13 protein-coding genes, 1 pseudogene and 1 CRISPR repeat array are annotated in these 21,387 nt (G+C 25.8%); all 14 genes and pseudogenes read left to right on the plus strand.

Translation table 4 applies throughout. The annotated features are described in order from the left end of the window. Positions 1-119 precede the first annotated feature (119 nt). Positions 120-1,693: pseudogene (locus JXZ91_RS02050) on the plus strand (type I restriction-modification system subunit M). A gap of 3 nt (positions 1,694-1,696) precedes the next feature. Continuing rightward, positions 1,697-2,626, plus strand: a complete 930-nt coding sequence (locus tag JXZ91_RS02055) for a hypothetical protein (RefSeq protein WP_205851355.1) — start codon at positions 1,697-1,699, stop codon at positions 2,624-2,626. Then, positions 2,627-3,778 carry a restriction endonuclease subunit S gene (locus tag JXZ91_RS02060; protein ID WP_205851356.1) on the plus strand — a complete coding sequence of 384 codons (1,152 nt, stop codon included), beginning with the start codon at positions 2,627-2,629 and terminating at the stop codon, positions 3,776-3,778. Between the two features lie 3 nt (positions 3,779-3,781). Then, entirely contained in the window at positions 3,782-6,949 is a 3,168-nt protein-coding gene (locus JXZ91_RS02065; protein ID WP_205851357.1) for a type I restriction endonuclease subunit R, read from the plus strand. A gap of 141 nt (positions 6,950-7,090) precedes the next feature. Then, positions 7,091-7,393, plus strand: coding sequence for a 50S ribosomal protein L21 (gene rplU / locus JXZ91_RS02070; RefSeq protein ID WP_205851398.1), 303 nt, complete (start codon positions 7,091-7,093; stop codon positions 7,391-7,393). A 2-nt stretch (positions 7,394-7,395) separates the two neighbouring features. After that, positions 7,396-7,656, plus strand: a complete 261-nt coding sequence (rpmA, locus tag JXZ91_RS02075) for a 50S ribosomal protein L27 (RefSeq protein ID WP_205851358.1) — start codon at positions 7,396-7,398, stop codon at positions 7,654-7,656. 303 nt (positions 7,657-7,959) lie between these two features. Continuing rightward, positions 7,960-11,529, plus strand: a complete 3,570-nt coding sequence (cas9, locus tag JXZ91_RS02080) for a type II CRISPR RNA-guided endonuclease Cas9 (RefSeq protein ID WP_205851359.1) — start codon at positions 7,960-7,962, stop codon at positions 11,527-11,529. A gap of 98 nt (positions 11,530-11,627) precedes the next feature. Next, complete coding sequence (cas1, locus tag JXZ91_RS02085) at positions 11,628-12,524, plus strand: type II CRISPR-associated endonuclease Cas1 (RefSeq protein ID WP_205851360.1); 897 nt, start codon at positions 11,628-11,630, stop codon at positions 12,522-12,524. Further along, complete coding sequence (gene cas2 / locus JXZ91_RS02090; RefSeq protein ID WP_205851361.1) at positions 12,505-12,834, plus strand: CRISPR-associated endonuclease Cas2; 330 nt, start codon at positions 12,505-12,507, stop codon at positions 12,832-12,834. Before cas1 ends, cas2 begins: the two co-directional genes overlap by 20 nt. After that, positions 12,834-13,592: a hypothetical protein gene (locus JXZ91_RS02095; RefSeq protein ID WP_205851362.1), complete on the plus strand. Its 759-nt coding sequence runs from the start codon at positions 12,834-12,836 to the stop codon at positions 13,590-13,592. The genes cas2 and JXZ91_RS02095 overlap by 1 nt, the downstream gene beginning before the upstream one ends. Before the next feature lie 42 nt (positions 13,593-13,634). Next, positions 13,635-15,322: a CRISPR direct-repeat array (repeat unit 36 nt; unit sequence GTTTTAGTACTATACTATTTTTAAGCAATACAAAAC). A 158-nt stretch (positions 15,323-15,480) separates the two neighbouring features. Beyond that, entirely contained in the window at positions 15,481-15,975 is a 495-nt protein-coding gene (locus tag JXZ91_RS02100; RefSeq protein WP_205851363.1) for an MSC_0623 family F1-like ATPase-associated protein, read from the plus strand. After that, the gene (locus tag JXZ91_RS02105; protein ID WP_205851364.1) at positions 15,953-17,500 is read left to right on the plus strand and encodes an MSC_0619 family F1-like ATPase alpha subunit; all 1,548 of its coding nucleotides are present in this window, start codon (positions 15,953-15,955) and stop codon (positions 17,498-17,500) included. Before JXZ91_RS02100 ends, JXZ91_RS02105 begins: the two co-directional genes overlap by 23 nt. Then, positions 17,500-18,876 carry an MSC_0618 family F1-like ATPase beta subunit gene (locus tag JXZ91_RS02110; protein ID WP_373422510.1) on the plus strand — a complete coding sequence of 459 codons (1,377 nt, stop codon included), beginning with the start codon at positions 17,500-17,502 and terminating at the stop codon, positions 18,874-18,876. The genes JXZ91_RS02105 and JXZ91_RS02110 overlap by 1 nt, the downstream gene beginning before the upstream one ends. 99 nt (positions 18,877-18,975) lie before the next feature. Continuing rightward, the gene (locus JXZ91_RS02115; RefSeq protein WP_205851365.1) at positions 18,976-21,363 is read left to right on the plus strand and encodes a phosphoketolase family protein; all 2,388 of its coding nucleotides are present in this window, start codon (positions 18,976-18,978) and stop codon (positions 21,361-21,363) included. Positions 21,364-21,387 lie beyond the last annotated feature (24 nt).

The following is a 21,387-nucleotide window of genomic DNA, read 5'->3' on the forward strand; positions in this document are numbered from 1 at the left end:
GCAATATTTTTCTTCATTAAGACCCTTTTAGGCTCGTTTTTAGAATATGGAGATATAAAACTAGTTTTAAATTATAATTTTAATTATAAATTTAATCACTTATTACGGAGAAAGCAAGTATGAACAATAAAAAAGAGAGTCAAAGAAAAGAATTATTTAGTGCGATTTGAAAAATAGCAGAAGATTTAAGAAACAATATAGATGGTTGAGAGTTTAAAAATTATGTTTTAGGCTTTTTGTTTTATCGTTATATTTCAGAAAGAATGATAAAAAGAATTGAAGAAATGGATGCTAGTCTTTCTTATGTAGACTGGGAAGATAAAGATGTTATAGAAAGTACTAAAAAAGAAATAATTGAAACTAATGGATATTTTATTAAACCAAGCCACTTGTTTCAAAACGTTGTAAAATCAAAAAACGATGAAAACTTAAACGAAATTATTTCAGAAGCTTTCAAGGATATAGAATCAAGTTCAAAAGGCCAAAGTTCAGAAGAAGATTTTAAGGACTTGTTTGCTGATATTCAAATTAATAATCCAAAACTAGGTTCAAACCCTCAAGAAAGAAACAAAATCTTTAAAAAGATTCTACAAAATATAGCCTCAATTAATTTTGGAGATATTCAAAATAATGAAATTGATGTTTTTGGAGATGCATATGAATTTTTAATAGGTATGTATGCTAAAAATGCAGGCAAGTCGGGGGGGAGTACTTCACACCACAAGAAGTTAGTGAATTATTAGCTAGACTGACTTTAATTGATTTTAATTCGGAATTAAAAACTGATAAAATTGAAATAAATAAGATCTACGACCCAGCTTGTGGATCTGGTTCTTTGTTATTAAAATTTGCTAAAATATTGGGACCAAATAAAATCAAAACAGGTTTTTATGGTCAAGAGAAAAATTCAACAACATATAACTTAGCTAGAATAAATATGTTTTTACATAATGTTAGTTATGAGAAATTCAATATTAAAAGAGGTGACACATTACTAGAGCCTCTTCACCAGGATTTGAAGCCATTTGATGCTATAGTTTCTAATCCTCCCTATTCAGTTAGCTGAGAAGGTAAAAAGAATCCACTTTTATCATCTGATGAAAGATATGCACCAGCAGGAGTATTGGCACCTGATTCTAAGGGCGATTATGCTTTTATTATGCACATTATCGATCATTTATCTTCATCCGGAACAGCTGCGGTAGTTGAATTTCCAGGAATATTGTATAGAACTGGAGCGGAACAAAAAATAAGAAAGTATTTAGTTGAAGAAAATTTCATAGATTCTATAATTCAATTACCTCAAGATTTATTTTTTGGAAATTCAATTTCAACATGCATTGTTGTATTTAGAAAAAATAAAGCAAACAACCAAAACATTTTATTTGTTGATGCTAGCGAAGAATTTATTAGAATTGATAGTAAAAATAAATTAACAAATGAAAATATTTCTAACATAATAGATGCCGTTAGACATAAGAAAGAAATACCACATTTTTCTAAATTGATTAATAAGGCAGAAGTAGTTCAAAATAATTACAATTTATCAGTTAATCAATATGTTGAACAAAAGGATAATAAAGAGATTATTGATATAAAAGTATTAAATGAAGAAATTAAAGTAGTATCTTTAAAAGTTAACAATTTAAGAGAACAAATTGACAAAATAATTAAAGAGTTGGATGAAAAATAGTATATGAAATATCAAATAACTCATAAAGACATATTTGAAATTTTTAAAATCTTAACAGAAGACACACAATCATTAAAAATTAATGAAAATTGCATAGTTGATACTTGAGAAAATATTAAATTGTTAACAAAAGAACAATTAGATAAGATTTTAAAATATTTTATTAACAAATTTCAGTTTTGTTATAAAGAAAATGTTTTTAATTTAATTTTAAAGCAATCTATAAAAAGTAAAAGAACTTTTTTAAATTGTTTTGGTATTCCAATGCAATTAAAAAAAGATCAAATACGCTACTTATTAGATCAGTTAATAAAACAATCATCTACTTTAAACAATGAATTATGAAAAGAAGAAATAAAACAAGCTGCAAATAATCAAAAAATAATGGTTGAAGACATATATCAAGATTTAATAAACTGCAATAATCAAGAATCTTGAATTGGATTATTAATTTTAATGGTTTCTACTATTGAGGTTCAAATCGAAAGATTAATTATTATTGGTATTAAATGAAAAAAATTTCTTAGTGAAATTGAAGAAAATAATATAAGAGAAGATAGCGAGAAATGAACTGAAAAATATTTTAATACTATTTTTGAAAAGGATAAAAAATGACAAGATAGAAAATTTGGAAGAGAAATTTTTAATTTTAATTGAATGAAAAAATTAAAGAAAAAATATTATGAAATTTATGGTAAAAAATTAAAGGAAGAGGATGAATTTTCAAAAAAATATAAATATGTAAGAAATGCACTAGTGCATTCTCCACATGGAATAGAAATTGATTATGATAAAAGAGAAATTAAGTTCTATTATTACAATGAAAAAGTAAATAAAGAAGAATGAAAAAAAATAAAGATAATCGATTTTAAAAATAATATTAATAATTTTTTAGATTGTATTTCCGATGTTGAAATTAGGATGGATAATTAGATGAAAAAAAATAATACAGAAAAAAATGAATACATACTTTTTAAAGATATTTGTTATTTAAAAAAAGGAACTCAACTGAATCGCTCTTTATTTAAAGATGAATATAAATATCCTGTTTATAATGGTGGGGTGGTGGAATCGGGTTTTTATAAAGATTATAATACTAAAAAAAACAAGATAGTAATTTGTCAGGGTGGTTCAGCCGGGCATGTAAACTTTATAACAGAAAATTTTTGAGCCGGAGCACATTTATACATTGTTGAAATGAATAGTAAAGCCAATTTTAATTACAAATTTTTGTATTACTTCTTAAAAAATAATCAAAGAAAATTAATTAGTTCTAAATATGGAGCTGGAATTCCTGCACTAGCTAAATCTGATATTGAAAATTTAAAAATTCCTAATATGCCTTTGGAAAAACAAGATAAAATTGTCAAAATTCTTGACAATTTCACTACACTTAAAGCGGAGCTGAAAGCGGAGTTAAAAGCGAGGGAAAAGCAATATCAATTTTATTTAGACTATTTATTAAATAACAAAAAAACAACTAACTATTTGCACCAAATCTGCAATGTGGATAGAAAAATTAATAATTGACCATTCAATAAAAATAATCTCGTGCGAAAGTTTAAACATACATCGGCAAAAAACGTAAAATCTATACAACAAAATGAGAAGGGTGACATTGCATTATCAACTACCAGTAGTGAATTTTCATATACATGCATCGATAATGTTAAAACAAAAAACTTAATCAACAACTCTGAAGTAATTTTTGTACCATCAGGGGGCGAAGCTAATATAAAATATTGAAACGGAAAATTCATAGATAGTGGAAATATATTGCTTTTAAAGAAAGATAATTCATTAAACTTAAAATTTATTTTTTATTTTTTAGTTAGCAATAAAAAAAGATTGTCAAGTTTTTATCGAGGGGCTGGTATTAAGCATCCTGATATGATTTCTTTAATGAATTTGCAAGTTCCTATTTTGCCCATAAAAGTCCAAAACGAAATAGTGAATATTTTAGATAAATTTAATGCTTATACAAATGATACAACTCAGGGATTACTAAAAGAAATAGAATTAAGAGAAAAACAATATCAATACTATTTAAATAAACTAATAAATTGAAAATATAGAAAGGTATAAAAATTGACTGAAGCAAAAATAATACTAGAAAATGATTTAGACACTATTGTTTATGAATTTAAAAGGCAAAATAAATCAACAAATCTTGTATCTTCTGAAAGTGAGAGTGCTCTTGAAGAACGTTTTATTGATAAGCTTAAAGCTCAAGGATATGAATATTTAAAAATTCATAATTTTGACGATTTAGAAAAAAACCTTAAAGTACAACTAGAAAAATTGAATAATTACAAATTTTCTGAGGATGAATGGGAAAACATAAAGAATGATTATTTGTTTAGAAAACAAGACAAACTTATTAATAAAACGGAAAGAGTTCAAAAAAATCATATATATGATTTGGTAACAGATGCTGGTTCAATTAAAAACATTAAAATAATAGATAAACAAAACTGGTCTAATAATACAGTTCAAGTTATTAATCAATTTAAAACTAATAATTTAGTTAATAGAAATAGATATGATGTAACTATCTTAATTAATGGACTTCCATTAGTTCATATAGAACTAAAAAGAAGGGGTGTTTCGTTAAAAGAGGCATTCAATCAAATATCAAGATATAAAGATGAAAGCTTTTCAAGTGACAATAAAATTTTTGATTATGTTCAAATTTTTGTCATTTCTAATGGTACTCAAACAAAATATTATGCTAATACAACTAGGCTAGATGCGTATAAAACAAAAATTAGCGATGATAGCACACTAAGAAAACAAAAGAATTTTTTTCAATTCACTTCATTTTGAACAGATCTGCAAAATAACCATATTGAAGATTTAATGGATTTTTCCGAAACATTTTTTAGAAAGAAAACACTTCTAAATATAATCACAAAATATTGTATTTTTAATTCGCAAGAGCAACTATTGGTTATGCGTCCATATCAAATTGCTGCTACCGAAAAAATTATTCAAAGAGTTAATTATGCTATAAATAACCCATCTGAATTTGGACACTCAAAATCTGGTGGTTTTATTTGACATACAACTGGTTCAGGTAAAACTCTAACTTCTTTTAAAACTGCAACTTTATTAAGAAATTTAGATGAAATAGATAAAGTTTTATTTGTAGTTGATAGGCGAGATTTAGATTATCAAACTATGACTGAATATGAAAAATTCGAAAAAGGATCAGCTGCTTCAAATTTAACTACTAATATATTAGCTAATCAACTAAAAAATAATGAAGATAAAATCATTATTACTACCATTAATAAATTAAGCAACTTTTGTTCAATGGAAAAAAATAGTGAAGTTTTCAATAAAAAAGTAGTAATGATTTTTGATGAGTGTCACCGCTCACAATTTGGTAAATTTCACAAAAATATTACTTCGAAATTTAAAAAATATTTAATTTTTGGGTTTACCGGAACACCTATCTTTGTTGAAAACGCACAGACTTATATTAAGTCTTTAAAAAACCAAGGTTTAAAAGTTCAATCTGAAATATCTAAAACAACAAGTGAAGTTTTTGGTCCAGAATTGCACAAGTATACAATAATTGACGCAATCAGAGATGAGAACGTTTTGAAATTTAAAATGAATACTTTAAATACCTTTAGTCATAAAGAAAATATAAAGGATAAAATGGTTAGCTCTATAGATGCTAATAGTGTTTTTGTAGATCCTAAAAGAATTAAGCAAATCAGTGAATACATTTTAGCAAATTACAACCGATTAACCAAACGTGAAGTGCATAAAACAGGTTTTTATGAAGTTTTTAATAATGACAATCTTTGTTATGGAAAAACCAGTGAAATAACTAAACCAGAAGCCAAACATATCAAAGGCTTTAATTCAATTTTAGCTACCAGAAATATTGAATCAGCAAAAAAATATTATGAAGCATTTAAAAAATTACAAGAACATAAAAATGCTGAAGATAAATTGAAAATTGCTTTAATTTACAGTTATGATGCAAATCAAGAAGGCCGCTATGAGGATAGTGATGAGAACTGTGATTCAATTGATAAATTACAAAAAACTGATAAAGAATTTTTAAGTTTTGCCATTAACGATTATAACGAAATGTTTAAAACAAACTGAGATGTAAATAAATTTTTAGAATACTATAAAGATGTTAGTAAAAAGGTTAAAAACAGGGAGATTGACATTTTAATTGTTGTTAATATGTTTTTAACTGGATTTGATGCAAAAGTGCTAAATACGCTTTGAATTGATAAGGAACTTCGTTATCATAATTTATTACAAGCTTTTTCAAGAACTAATAGAATTAGCAATGAAATTAAAGATGCTGGTAATATTGTTTGTTTTGTAAATCTTGATAAATATTTTGAAGAAGCTCTAAAACTATTTGGAAGTGAAAATGCTTCTAAGTTTATTTTATATAGAAGTTTTAATGATTATTACAATGGTTATACAGAAGAAGGTAAGCATTTTGAAGGATGAAAATCACTTATTCAAAAATTACAAAAAATTAAGCTTAGTGATTTTCAAAGAATGTCCAAACAAGATAAAACTAATTTTGTTAAACTCTTTAATCAAATTTTGAGATTAAGAAACATTCTTTTTAGTTTTGAGGAATTTGAAAATAAGACAATAATTAGTGAACGTGAATTTGGTGATTACAAATCTCATTACAATGATATTTATGAAAAAGAAAAAGCTAATCGAAATAATCAAAAAGAAATTATTAATGAAGACCTTGAATTTGAAATTTCTTTAGCTAAAGCAAATGAATATGATGTTGATGATATAGTTAATTTAATAGTCATGAACAAAAAAATCGAAAAAGGTGAATTAGTTAAAGAAATTGAAGCTAAACTTAATAGTAATATTGGTTTAAGATCAAAAAAAGAATTAATAATAAAATTTGTAATCGAAAACAACTTTGTAAATTGAAGTGATCGTGAAATTGCAGAAGCTTTTAGTGTTAATTTACACCAAAATTACAAAGAAGATTTAAATATAATATGTAATAAATTTGAACTTCTAGAGGAAACTGCCAATGAATATCTACATCATTGTTTCATCGATAATAGAATAAGCAAAGAAGGTTTAGGTTTCTTTAATTTAGTTAATGGAGTTTTAAGAAAAAAATTTCCTTCATTAAGAGATACCAAAGCTGCTAATGATAGAGAAAAACTAAGAAATAATATTTATGAGAATCTAAAAGAAATTTATTATAAATATTCCAATGATGACCAAGAGCAATAAAATTTTTTATTAAAAGATAATTATTATTGTTTTTGTTATAATTCTAAAGTTACTTATAGAGTAACCATTCTAAACAGGCTTAAACTTATAATGTTTCATATAAGTGCCTTAAAGATGTGACAAAATATAAGGAGGCTTTCAATGTTTGCTATTATCGAAACTGGTGGAAAACAGCTAATTGTTAAAAAAGGCGACGTTATTTACATCGAAAAAATCGAAGGCAATGAAGGTGATGCTATAGTATTTGATAAAGTTTTAGTTATTAAAGATAAAATTGGTACACCTTATTTAGAAAAAGCTTCTGTTTTAGGAACAATTGAAAAACAAGGAAAAGCAAAAAAAATTGTAGTTTATAGACATAATGCCAAATCAACACATAAACGTAAATTGGGACACCGTCAACCTTATACAAAAGTACAAATTACAGAAATTAAGGAGAAATAGTCATGGCACATACGAAATCTGGTGGAACGACATCAAATAGTAGAGACTCGGCGGGTAGAAGATTAGGTGTTAAGGCAACTCATGGTCAATTTGTAACTGCGGGTAGCATTATTTATAGACAAAGAGGAACCAAAATTTTTCCAGGTCAAAATGTTGGCCGTGGAAAAGATGACACACTTTTTGCTTTAATTGATGGAATTGTTAAATTCGAAAACAGAATTAATAGAAAATTTGCTTCAGTTTATCCATCTGAATCAAAATAATTTATAAAAATGCCTACTAGGCTTATAATGCTTTTAAAGATTTAACTTTTTAAGTTTTATATCCTAGTCTCAAGGCATTTTTTTATATTACAAAATTTTGAAAATAAAAACTCCCAATTACGGGAGCAAATTCGGCAGCCTAAAAAGGCGCCTTTTTTTAGTACATACTATTCTTAAGCAATACAAATAGTTTTTATTAGTACATAAAATATTATACATAAATATAGATTAAATGATAAAAAATTATAAAATATTAATGTAATAATCTGATTTTAAGCACAAAAATTTATTAGGGAGTTGGCAATGAGTGTAAAAGATAGTACAAAAATTAATGTTACTTTAGGGTTTGATTTAGGAATAGGATCAGTAGGTTGATCAATTGTTCAAAATGATAATAATGAAATTCTGGAACTAGGATCTAGGCTTTTTAATGAACCTAAATTAGCAAAAACAAGAAGAGATAATCGTGCAATTAGAAGATCAATAAGAAGAAAAAACTATAAGAAATTACAATTTAAAAAAATTGTTTTGAAATATAAGGAACTTTTTGGTTTAGGTTTGAATTCTGTTTCAAAAGACATTGATGATATTTATTTGGAAATGTCGCAAAAATATCCAAATATTATTTATCTAAGAGCTAAAGCATTAGAACAAGAAATTAATAGTAAGGAATTAATTTGAATTCTACATGATTATTTACAAAATAGAGGCTTCTTTTATGAAGTAGTGGAAGAAGATACTGATAAAAAAGGTGAAGCATCAGTAATTTCTTTAAATAAAGCAGCTTATAATTTTCCTACACAATTTCAAAAAGCATTTTATGATAAATATCATTGATATAATGGTGTTGAATCTTTTGCTAATGTAAAATTTTCACATAAAGATTACAAAAAAGAATTAAATCATTTATTTTCGATTCAAGCAGCTAAGTATGAAGAATCAAAATTTAAAGAATTTCAACAAGAATTTTTCAAATTATATGATTGAATTAGAAATTATGAAACAGGACCCGGTAGTGAACACAGCTATAGTCCTTATGGAATATATGAATACGATGAAAATCATAAATTAGTTAAGAAATATAATTACATTTGAGAAAAAACAATGGGCAAATGTAGTATTTTTGCAAATGAATATTGCGCTGCTAAACAAAGTCCAGGTATGGAAATATTTAATTTGTTAGAAGACTTGAATAATATTCGACATAACAAAGATGATGATTGAAAATTATCATTTGAAAACAAAAAAGCCATTTTATCTAAATGAATAGAGAAAGCCAAAGATAGCAAAAAAATACCTACACTAAATTACAAAACAGTTTTAGAGTACTTGAAGGCTGAAAGAAGTGATATAAAAGAATTATTGCATGTTGAAGATTTTCGAAATAGTGATAAAAAAATTTCAGAACTAGAATCTTTATTTGAATTTATTTCTATATTTAAGAATAATAAAGCCAATTTAAGTATCTTAAATTTTGATACTCTTTTTGAATTTATTAAATCACTAGATTTAATTTTTGATGTTTTAGTTAAAAATAAAGAAATTGAAAAACGAACAGATATTATTAAAGACAAATATTTGGAAATTTTCAATAAATACTTTAATTCTGAAGAAGATATAAATAATGCAATTTTAGATATTTCTAGAAGCTCAAAGCTAAAAACCACCAAAACACATTCTCTATCTTTAAAGGTAATTAATTTAGTATTAGATGATTTACTTAATGAAAATACAAATTTAAATAAACTAAAATTTGATAAAAATAGTAAATTATATTTTGCCATTCAAGAATATAATAAATCAACTCAAGGCAATGAACAATTTTTAAAACAGCAGCCTTCAAAATACATGGATAGTTCCTTTTTGAATGATCTAGTAGTACCTCCAGCATTTAAAACAGCAATGGCTGAAGCAATTAAAGTGTTCAACCAGATTATAAAAGAATATGGAAATATTTATAATATATCTAAAATAGGCTTAGAAATGCCTCGTGATAAGAATTCAAAAGAAGAAATTGATAAAATTAATAAACAAAATAAGGATAATAGAGCTAGATATGAAAAAATTAAAACAAGAGTATGCGAAATTTCAGGCGATATTATTGATATTAACAAACTGAATTTAAAAACAAAACAAAAATTATTATTGTATTGTCAACAAGATGGGTACGATCCTTATAAAAATGAAAAATTAGATGTTAGTAGAGTTATTAAAGAACCTAACTATTCTGAGATTGATCACATTATCCCTCGCAGTATTAGCCATGATGATTCATTGAGTAATAAAGTTTTGGTTCTTATGGAAACTAATCAAGCCAAAAATAATAGAATTCCTAAAGAATTTTTAACAGCAGAAGAATTTGAAAAATTGAAACAATTTTGCAAAAACGGATTTGATGAGCAATTTATTGATAAAAAATCCAACGAATTTAAAAATAAAATTGCTAATTTGCTACATGATACTTTAACTGAAGAAGACAAAATTGATTTTTTGGCTAGAAATTTAAATGATACAAGATATGCAAGCAAAATGTTTTTAGAAAAATTAAATGAATATTCAGCTACGCATAATAAACAATTTAATGTAATAACTGTTAGAGGAAAATTTACAAGTCTAATGAGAAAATTAGGAAAATTAAGTCCTAAAGATCGAAACCATTTTTCTCATCATGCTATTGATGCTTCTATAATAGCTATAGTGGCTAATAAATACAATCCCTGATCTCAAAGCTTAGCATTTAAAGATCCAAGGTTTGAAATAAAAGATCACAAGGTTTTTAATGCCGAAACGGGTGAATTTATTTGTAAAACTGAGGAGCTGAGTTTTAATGCTAAAAAAATATCTGAAATAATTCAAAATACCATGACAGAAATTGTAGATGATGATAGAAAAATTAGAAAAACAAAAGAAAGTATTTTGAATAGGATTAGATATTCCAGAAAACTTATTAAGGATTATAATATCGAATTATTTAAACAGACAATTTATTCTTGATTGACTGATGATGAAGGTGTTGATAGAAAAGTAGAAAGAAAATCAATATTTGAGATTGATCTAAGTCTAATTTTAGAAAAAGACAAATCAATATTAATGAAAAAATCACATCCTCAAGAATTCAACAAAATTTATAAAATATTTTTAGAATATGATCAAAAATTGCGAGACGAAAATGCCTCTTCACCAGATGACAAAAAAAAGAAAACTACGCCAAATGCCAAAAACATAATTGAGAGATACACACAAGATTTATTTAGAGAATACAAAGAAGAATTGTGTAATAATCCAGAAAAACATGAAGAAGAAGCCAGAAAATTTTTAAACAATGAAAATAAAAAGGCTTTAATAATTGGAAAACCAAAGAGTTTTTCTTATATTCGGAAGCTCAAGATTATGTCTGACAAATTAGACAAAGATAAAGTAAGTTTTTTACCAAATCAAAACAAGAAAGGTTTTAAAGAATCATTTAATTGAGTTGCATTATTAATATATAAAAATGAAAATGATCAATATAAATATATTCCTGTTAATGCCAAAATATATAGATTCGCTAATAATAAAAAGCCGGATTTCAAAGATGAATCTATATATTTACAAGATGAATTAAATAAACAAAAGGATGCAAACAATATTCCTTTGGAAAATAAAATCATAGATGTGTTTTATAAAGGAACTATGTTAATCAACCATAAAGAAATTAATAGAGATAAACAACTAATTTATATTAGTGGAGCTACATCGGATATGATAGAATATAAATATTGTGTGTTTAGAGAAAAAGAAGCTAAAGATCCTCAAAAAGATGTAAGACATAGAAAAAAACCCTATGATTTATTAAAAAATTATGAAAAAATTGATAAATCTGTTTTAGGTTAGAATAAGTTTAGTCAATCTAGACTTATTTTTTATTCTTAAACTAATGTAAAATATAGTTGATATGCCTTAGGCCAGAAGAAATTCTGGCGGAGGTAAAAATGAAAAAAGTTATTGATGTTTCAAAAAGTGAATATTTATCTTTATTTTTAGGTAATCTTATTGTTAAAAAAGAACAAAGTAAGATTATTATTCCAATTAATGATATAGAAACAATTATTTTTGAAAATAATCGAATGGCCATAAGCATTCCACTAATAAATGATTTAATTGAAAAAAAAGTGAATATTATTTTTTGCGATTATAAGCATATGCCAATAGCTCAAATAATTCCTTTTAATGGTTATTTTGATAACAAGGTTTTTGCTTCTCAACTTAGTTGAGATGACAAATACAAAGCAAAAACCTGACAATTAATTATTAAATTAAAAATATTAAACTCGAAAAATTTAATTGAAAACTTAATTCCTGATGATATTAGCACAATTGAGAACTTAAGCAATTATTTTGAAGATGTTAAAATTATGGACTTATCCAACCGAGAAGGACATGCTGCAAAAGTTTATTTTAAATCCATTTTTGGAAAAGATTTCATTCGAGAAAAAGAAAATGCTAATGATTATATAAATATATATTTAAACTATGGATATAGTGTTTTAATGTCATATGTGAGCCGTTCTTTAGTTTCGAAAGGTTTTGATAATCGAATTAGTGTTTTTCATAAAAGTTTTAATAATAACGTACCCCTAGCTTGTGATTTAGTAGAACCATTACGGTGCATTGTAGATAATCTTGTATATAAGTTTGTGCTTAAAAAGAATTCCAAAATAGAATCAAATTTTAAAGACTATAAAGAAGAATTATTTTTATATTTGCAACAGCATATAGTTGTTAATAATAAGCAAATGAAAATTATTGATTATATTGATTATTTAACTAAAGGTATACTAGAAAATAGGGATATAAAGGAATTGGCAATTGACTGAAGTTCAAAATAGATATATGAAAATAATAATTATGTACGATATTTCAACTGAAAATGACAACTTACCTTTTTCTAATAAGTTTAGAAACTCATTAATTAAAATGGGTTACCACAGGATGCAATATTCAATATATGTCAAAACAATTGGTTTTCAAACAGTCTACAACTATGAAAAAGAAAGGCTTATGAAAATAATTCCACCAAAATCAAACGTGAGAGTTTTGTTGGTTACTGAAAAGCAATATGCTAATATTGACATTTTAATGGGAGAAAAATCAATAAATGAATATTATAATGACAAAGAAAGGTACATTGAATTATAATGCTGCAAATTAATAATTTAAAAACAATAAGTCCGATCGAATATGAAGGTATATTTGTAATTGAGACAAATAACATTGATGAATTAATATCTAACTTTTATAAATATGAAATTAAAAATTTAAAAACTGTTTTTGAAATTGAAAATTCTGAAATTTCTATAAAGAATGCAATTATAGTATCACCATTAACAAAACTGGAAGAGCTATATAATTTATCTGCAAAAAACATACTAACTAAAATTATTTTAAATAACGAGAATCTTGATGTTCAAGCAATTTTTAACAATGATAAATTTTTAGAAGAAATTGACAAAATAAATGATTGAATTTCTGATGAATTTTTAACCATTAACATGGACAAAATTAAAATAATGAAAAATTTAATATCTTTGGATGATGAAAAGTTTATTAGTGAAAAAACATTTGAAAAATGACTAGGTAATTTTGAGTCAACTAATAAGCAATTAATAATATTAAAAGATTTTACAATACCATGTGCTACTTTAAACAAATATTTAAATAAGTTTAATTTTCTAGTAATAACTAATAATTTATTTTCAATTATTGAAAATCTTAATGAATTAGAGTGTTGCGCTTTTGAAAAACAATCTAATTTATATCAATTTATTTCTACTGATTCCATAAAAATATGATTTGAAGATGAATATAATGTTAAAAACGTAAATTCTGAAAGAGTTCTTGAAGAGTTAAAAAACAATGAGTTTAAGCAAATAAAACTAAAAAAACAGTTAATTTAATAAAAAAAGGCGTCAAATTGTTGAAAATTTCAATAATTTGACGTTTTAGTACTATACTATTTTTAAGCAATACAAAACTAGATAAAAAATTACCAACAACAGATTGAGGTTTTAGTACTATACTATTTTTAAGCAATACAAAACTTTTTCTATTTGTTTTTCTAAAGGGTCTTTGTTTTAGTACTATACTATTTTTAAGCAATACAAAACTATTAAAGTCATTAAAACTATTAACATAATGTTTTAGTACTATACTATTTTTAAGCAATACAAAACTTCTTTTGAATTTGTTTCAATCATCGGTTAGTTTTAGTACTATACTATTTTTAAGCAATACAAAACTAACTCCAATTTACTGAAATACTCTTTATCGTTTTAGTACTATACTATTTTTAAGCAATACAAAACATTTAATGACTTATGAAAACACAATAACAAGTTTTAGTACTATACTATTTTTAAGCAATACAAAACTTACTTTCATCATAAACTACAGACATGCCAGTTTTAGTACTATACTATTTTTAAGCAATACAAAACATTATGGCTTGATCTGTTCTATCTGAATTTGTTTTAGTACTATACTATTTTTAAGCAATACAAAACAGCAACAAATAGAGTTACAAAAATTAAAAGGTTTTAGTACTATACTATTTTTAAGCAATACAAAACTGACTAGTATTAATGATATATATTTATGTAGTTTTAGTACTATACTATTTTTAAGCAATACAAAACAAAAAGTAGCAAAAAAATTATTACAAGTTAGTTTTAGTACTATACTATTTTTAAGCAATACAAAACATAATATAACAATTCAAAAAATGGATTATAGTTTTAGTACTATACTATTTTTAAGCAATACAAAACTAATGAAATGATTAATATATCTAAGATTTTTGTTTTAGTACTATACTATTTTTAAGCAATACAAAACATCATGATTGAATAAATGCTTTAACTTTTAGTTTTAGTACTATACTATTTTTAAGCAATACAAAACATAATATAACAATTCAAAAATCAGAATATAGTTTTAGTACTATACTATTTTTAAGCAATACAAAACTTAACCAGTCAAAGTTTGGTAATTCTTTGGGTTTTAGTACTATACTATTTTTAAGCAATACAAAACTTCTTTTGAATTTGTTTCAATCATCAGTTAGTTTTAGTACTATACTATTTTTAAGCAATACAAAACTAAAACCTAAGTATTATAATTTAGTGGTCGGTTTTAGTACTATACTATTTTTAAGCAATACAAAACTTCAACAAAAATTGGCTATTTTGGTTATGAGTTTTAGTACTATACTATTTTTAAGCAATACAAAACTTAGAACCAGATATATGAGTAAATAAACTATGTTTTAGTACTATACTATTTTTAAGCAATACAAAACAAGAAATTACTTCTATACAACAGAATAAAAGTTTTAGTACTATACTATTTTTAAGCAATACAAAACCATTGTCATAAATCAAAAACTTTAATCTTTGTTTTAGTACTATACTATTTTTAAGCAATACAAAACCAGGTTTTAGTAAATAGAATATATTTATTTGTTTTAGTACTATACTATTTTTAAGCAATACAAAACCTCTCTACCACTTATCACCAATCTTATTAAGTTTTAGTACTATACTATTTTTAAGCAATACAAAACTAATATATATATCATGCCATCTGTTATCGTGTTTTAGTACTATACTATTTTTAAGCAATACAAAACCACTGTGTTTTGTATCTTAAATAATAATATGATTTACTAATATATTATTAATCAATAGATAATTAACATATTAAATAATTATTTAATATAATTTAAAGGTATGTTTTAAATTAGCAGTAATTTATTATTGTTATATTTTGAATTTAATTGAGGAACAAATGAAAGATAAAGAGCATCAAAAATTTATTTCAAATAAGAATAAAATTTTGTTTTGATTGGAACAAAATTTAACTAAAGATAATTTTATAAATTTTAATAAATTGATTTCAACAATAATCTTAAAAAATTCATTAAATAAATCTTCATTAGAAGTTACAAGTTTTTTAGATAAACTAAAATCACTAGTTTCAAAATGTAGTGCAATCGAATATCAAGATTTTAAGGTTGAATTTGAAATAAATACTAAGTTTAGTAGTACTAAAAAAATACCATCAATTCAAAAACTAAATCAATCCAAGAAATATGAATTACAATTAGAAGAAATCTACAATCAAGAAATTTTGAGCCTAATTAAAAATTACTATGTTGAATTTTTACCAAATATTGTTCTTTATATAGCTAATGATTCATTAGAATATCGAATTTATATTATGTCTCAATATTTTGAAATTAAACAGGAAGGAAAAGAAAATGAGCACAAGAAAAATAAATAATAATGAACCAAACCCAAGAGTTGTTTCTATATTTGGTTACATTATCGAAGTAGTAGGGGAATTCCCATATGAACAAGGCCAACACTTTGTTAGTACAAAAGACGATAGCATCAAAATGATTTTAATTAATTGTTCTACTGATCGGGCATTTTTATTAGCAAATAATGAAAACAAGGAAATTAAAATCAATGATACTATCTGTCCAACTAAGCGAAATGAAGTTTTTAGTTCTTTGGCACATTTTGGCAAGGTTATAGATATTTTTGGTAATGTAATATTGCCTTTTAAAGAAGAAATCAAAAAACAAAAAGATGATCCTCAAACACCAATTTTTAAATTGGCTCATGATTTAATGACAGTTAAAACTTTAAATGAGCAACTATATACAGGTTTTAGCTCAATTGATTTATTAATTCCTATAGGTAAAGGTCAACGTGAATTAATCATTGGTGATAGACAAACTGGTAAAACTCACATTGCCATTAATGTAATTTTGAACCAAGCTAAAACTGATACAAAGTGTATATATGTAGCTATAGGCCAAAAGAAAGAAAGTATTTCTAGAATATATAGTGTTTTAGAAGAACACAATGCTTTAAAAAACACAATTATAATTGATGCTCCTTCAACAAGTGCATATGAACAATATTTAGCACCTTACATAGGTATGGCTCATGCTGAAAATATTTCACTAACTGATGATGTTGTTATTATCTTCGATGATTTAACTAAACATGCCAATATTATTCGAGAAATAGCGCTGCTTACTGATAAACCTGTCGGCAAAGAAGCTATGCCAGGTGATTTATTCTTTGCTCATTCACAATTACTAGAAAGAGCAGGTTCTTTTGAAGGTCGTAAAACCATTACAGCTTTACCAATAATTCAAACAATTGATGGTGATATCACAAGCTTAATTGCTTCTAATGTTATTTCAATTACAGATGGTCAAATCGTAACTAGTGCTGATTTATTTTCTCAAGGTATTTTACCTGCTATCAACATTAATTTATCAGTTTCAAGAACAGGATCTTCAGTACAAAATAGAATAATGTCAAAAGTGGCTTCAGAAGTAGCCAAAACTTTTAAACAATATAAAAGACACCTAAAACTTGCCATGTTGGATTATGAACTAAATAAAGAAACAGCGGAATTGCTATACAAGGGCAAAATGATTGATAAAATGTTTATCCAAAAAGGATATTCATTATATTCAAATAAATTTGTGCTATTAATGTCAAAATTAATTTCTTGAAAAATCTTACGTGGTATTAAGGATGACCGAAAAGCACTTAAATTTATTGATATCTTAGTTGAAACCAATGAAGAAGCTAAAAAGATATTTAATACAATTCAAACAAGCGATGATTATGATGATGAATTAGTAAAAGACTTTTTTGCTTATGCACTTCAACAATATTCTGATTATTTAAATTTAGGATGGCAAACTGATTATACAAATGAATTTGTGGAATTTAATAACATCTATTTAGAAAAAATAGCAAAAACCTTAGGAGATAAATAATGGGTAAAATAATAAAATTATGATCAGATATTGTTGAAATTAAATTTCCTAAAAACAGTTTGCCAGCAGTAAATCATTTGCTAACCACAAATGATGGCAAAACATATTTATTAGTTAAAAGAGTAATTGATGAAGAAACTGTAAGAGCTATTATTATTTATAGCTCTAAAGAAATTTGTATGACTGATAAAATAGTTAATACTAAAAAAAGTTTTATGGTTCCAGTAGGAATGAATTCAAAAAACAACATTTATTCTTTTGAAGGCAAACCCTTATTAGAAAATAAATTATCAATGCCTGAATATGTTGAAATGAACTCAACCATCAACAAAGACCGTTATTTAGATAATAAAATTGAAATAGTAGAAACAGGAATTAAAGCAATAGACTTTTTTATGCCAATTATTAAAGGATACAAACTTGGTATCTTTGGTGGTGCAGGAGTTGGTAAAACTGTTTTAATGAAGGAAATTATTTTTAATATTAATAAAGATTCTAAAAAGACATCTAACATTTTTATCGGTTCAGGTGAACGTTCACGTGAAGCCATTGAACTATTCAATGAACTTGAATCATCTAAGTTAATGAAAAATTCTTCAATGTATATTTCAAAAATGAACGAATCTCCTGGTGCTCGTATGTCTATTGTGCCAATAGGAATTACTGCAGCAGAATATTTAAGAGACATTGAAAAAGAAGATGTTTTATTATTCATTGATAACATTTATCGTTTTGTGCAAGCTGAAAATGAAGTTAGTGCTTCATTAGGCAAAAAACCATCAGTGGGAGGATATCAATCTACTTTAGAAAGTGATATCGCTAATATTGAAAATAGATTATTTAAAAACAATAACGGTGCTATCACTTCTTTTCAAACCATATTCTTACCAATGGATGATTTAAGTGATCCATCAGCTGTAGCAGTATTTAACCACCTAGATGGAAATTTAGTTTTATCTCGTAATCAAACAGCAAAAAATATTTTCCCTGCTTTTGATCCACTTGCTAGTTCATCGCATTCGGTTGATGAAAAAATTATTGGTCAAAAACACTTTGAAGCTATAGTGGAAACCAAGCGAATTTTAAAAGCCTACAAGGACCTAGAAGATGTAATTATGATTTTAGGTTTTGATGAACTTGATGATCAATCTAAAAAAACAGTTATCAAAGCTTTACAGCTTGAAAACTTCTTTACCCAAAACTTCTTTATGACTGAGCATTTTACTAAAGCTCCAGGAGTTTATGTTCCATTAAATGAAACAGTCAAATCCGTGAGAAGAATTTTAGATGGAAAATATTTAAAACAAAGCCCTGAAATTTTTGCTTATGTGGGCTCAAATTTAAAAATTCCAACAGATGAAGAACTAGGTTTATAAATATGCCTTAGGGCATTTTTTTATATTCAAGATTATTGGGTTAATATAATGTAAAATTATTAATGCAAAAACATATTAAATACTACTTTTGGAGGTATTATGAAATCAAATAATAAATATAATGAAACTAAATATTTTGAATCAATGGATAAGTGATTTAGAGCGGCAAATTATCTAAGTGTTGCTCAAATTTATCTGAAAGATAATCCATTATTGCAAAAGAAATTAGAACCCAGTGATATTAAATTATATCCAATTGGACATTGAGGCACAATACCAGGACAAAACTTTATATATTTACACTTAAATAGAGTTATCAAAAAATACAATCTTAACATGTTTTATATTGAAGGTCCAGGACATGGTGGACAAGTGATGATATCTAATTCATATTTAGATGGTTCATACACTGAAATATATCCAGAAATAACTGAAGATATCGCTGGTTTGAAAAAAATGTGCAAAAGGTTTTCATTCCCCGGTGGAACAGCAAGTCATGCTGCGCCTGAAAGTCCAGGTTCTATACATGAAGGCGGAGAATTAGGATATGCTCTATCACACGCTACAGGAGCTATTTTAGATAATCCTGACGTTATAGCTGCAACTGTTATTGGAGATGGAGAAGCTGAAACAGGTCCATTATGTTCCGGCTGATTTTCAAATTCATTTATTAATCCTGTTAATGATGGTGTGGTTTTACCTATTTTGCATTTAAATGGTGGCAAAATATCAAACCCAACTTTATTATCAAGAAAACCTGAAAATGAAATTAAAGAGTATTTTAGAGGAATGGGTTGAGAGCCAATAGTTTTTAATTGATCTTCAAAGAAAACTAATATTGAAATCCATGAAGAAATGGCAACTTTAATGGATAAAGCCATTGAAAAAATTCTTGAAATCAAAAAAGAAGCCAAAAAACTAGGCGCTTCTAAAGTTAAAAGACCTACTTGACCAGTTTTAGTTGTTAGAACTCCAAAAGGCTGAACATGTCCTAAAGAATGAGATGGTCAAGCTATTGAAGGTAGTTTTAGAGCACACCAAGTACCATTACCAGTAAGTTATTTTAAAACTGAACATATTAAAGAACTTGAAAAATGATTAATGTCATATAAACCTAATGAATTATTTGATAAGCAAGGAAAAATAATACCTGAAATTAGACAATTAGCACCCACTGGTGATTCTCGAATGGCAACTAATCCTATAACCAATGGAGGAATTAATCCAAGAGCTCTAAAACTTAGATCATGAAAAGATTTTGCTATTGATATTAAATATCCTGGAGCTTCAAAATCACAAGATATGGTTGAATTGGGAAAATACATGGCTGATGTTGTCTTAAAAAACCCAGATAATTTTAGAGTCTTTGGACCAGATGAAACTAAATCAAATCGATTATTTGCTTTATTTGATGTAACCAAAAGACAATGACTAGAAGACTCTTCGGAAAAATATGATGAATGAGTTTCTACTGAAGGAAGAATTATTGATTCACAATTAAGTGAACACCAAGCAGAAGGTTTTTTAGAAGGTTATGTACTAACCGGTAGACATGGTTTTTTTGCTTCGTATGAATCATTTTTACGTGTTGTAGATTCAATGATTACTCAGCACATGAAATGACTAAAAAAATCCTTAGAACTATCATGAAGAAAAGATTATCCTTCATTAAATATAATTGCAACTTCTACAGCATTTCAACAAGATCATAATGGTTATACACATCAAGATCCTGGTTTGTTGGGTCATTTAGCTGACAAGCGCCCAGAATTAATTCGTGAATACTTGCCAGCGGATGCTAATACATTATTGGCAATTATGCAAAAATCTTTAACTGAAAGAAATGTTATTAACTTAATTGTAGCTTCAAAACAACCAAGGGAACAATTCTACAGTGTTGCTGAAGCTCAAGAACTAGTAGAAAAAGGTTATAAGGTTATTGATTGAGCTTCGAATACTAAAATTAATGAAGAACCAGATATAGTATTCGTTTCATCAGGTGTTGAACCTAATTTAGAAACACTAGCTGCTATTTCTATTATTAATAATCATTTTTCAAATCTAAAAATTAGATACATTAATGTCGTTGATTTGTTAAAACTAAGAGTACCGGAAATAGACCCACGTGGTTTAAGCCATGAAGAATTTGATAAAGCATTTACTAAAGATAAACCTATAGTTTTTGCATTTCATGGATATGAAGGTTTAATTAGAGATATTTTCTTTGAAAGACATAATCATAATTTAATAATTCATGGTTATAGAGAAAATGGAGATATTACCACAAGTTTTGACATTAGACAATTAAGCCATATGGATAGGTTTCATATTGCTAAAGACGCAATTGCTAAATTATATGGTTCAAAACAACAAGAATTTTTAGATCTAATGGATAAAAAATTAGATGAACATCATAAATATATTCTAGAGCATGGATATGATATGCCAGAAGTTGTAGAATGAAAATGAAAAAACATTAACAAATAGCAAAATTTGGTAAAATATTACCTA

Source organism: Mycoplasma enhydrae, from assembly GCF_017116825.1.
GTDB lineage: Bacteria > Bacillota_I > Bacilli_A > Mycoplasmatales > Metamycoplasmataceae > Metamycoplasma > Metamycoplasma enhydrae.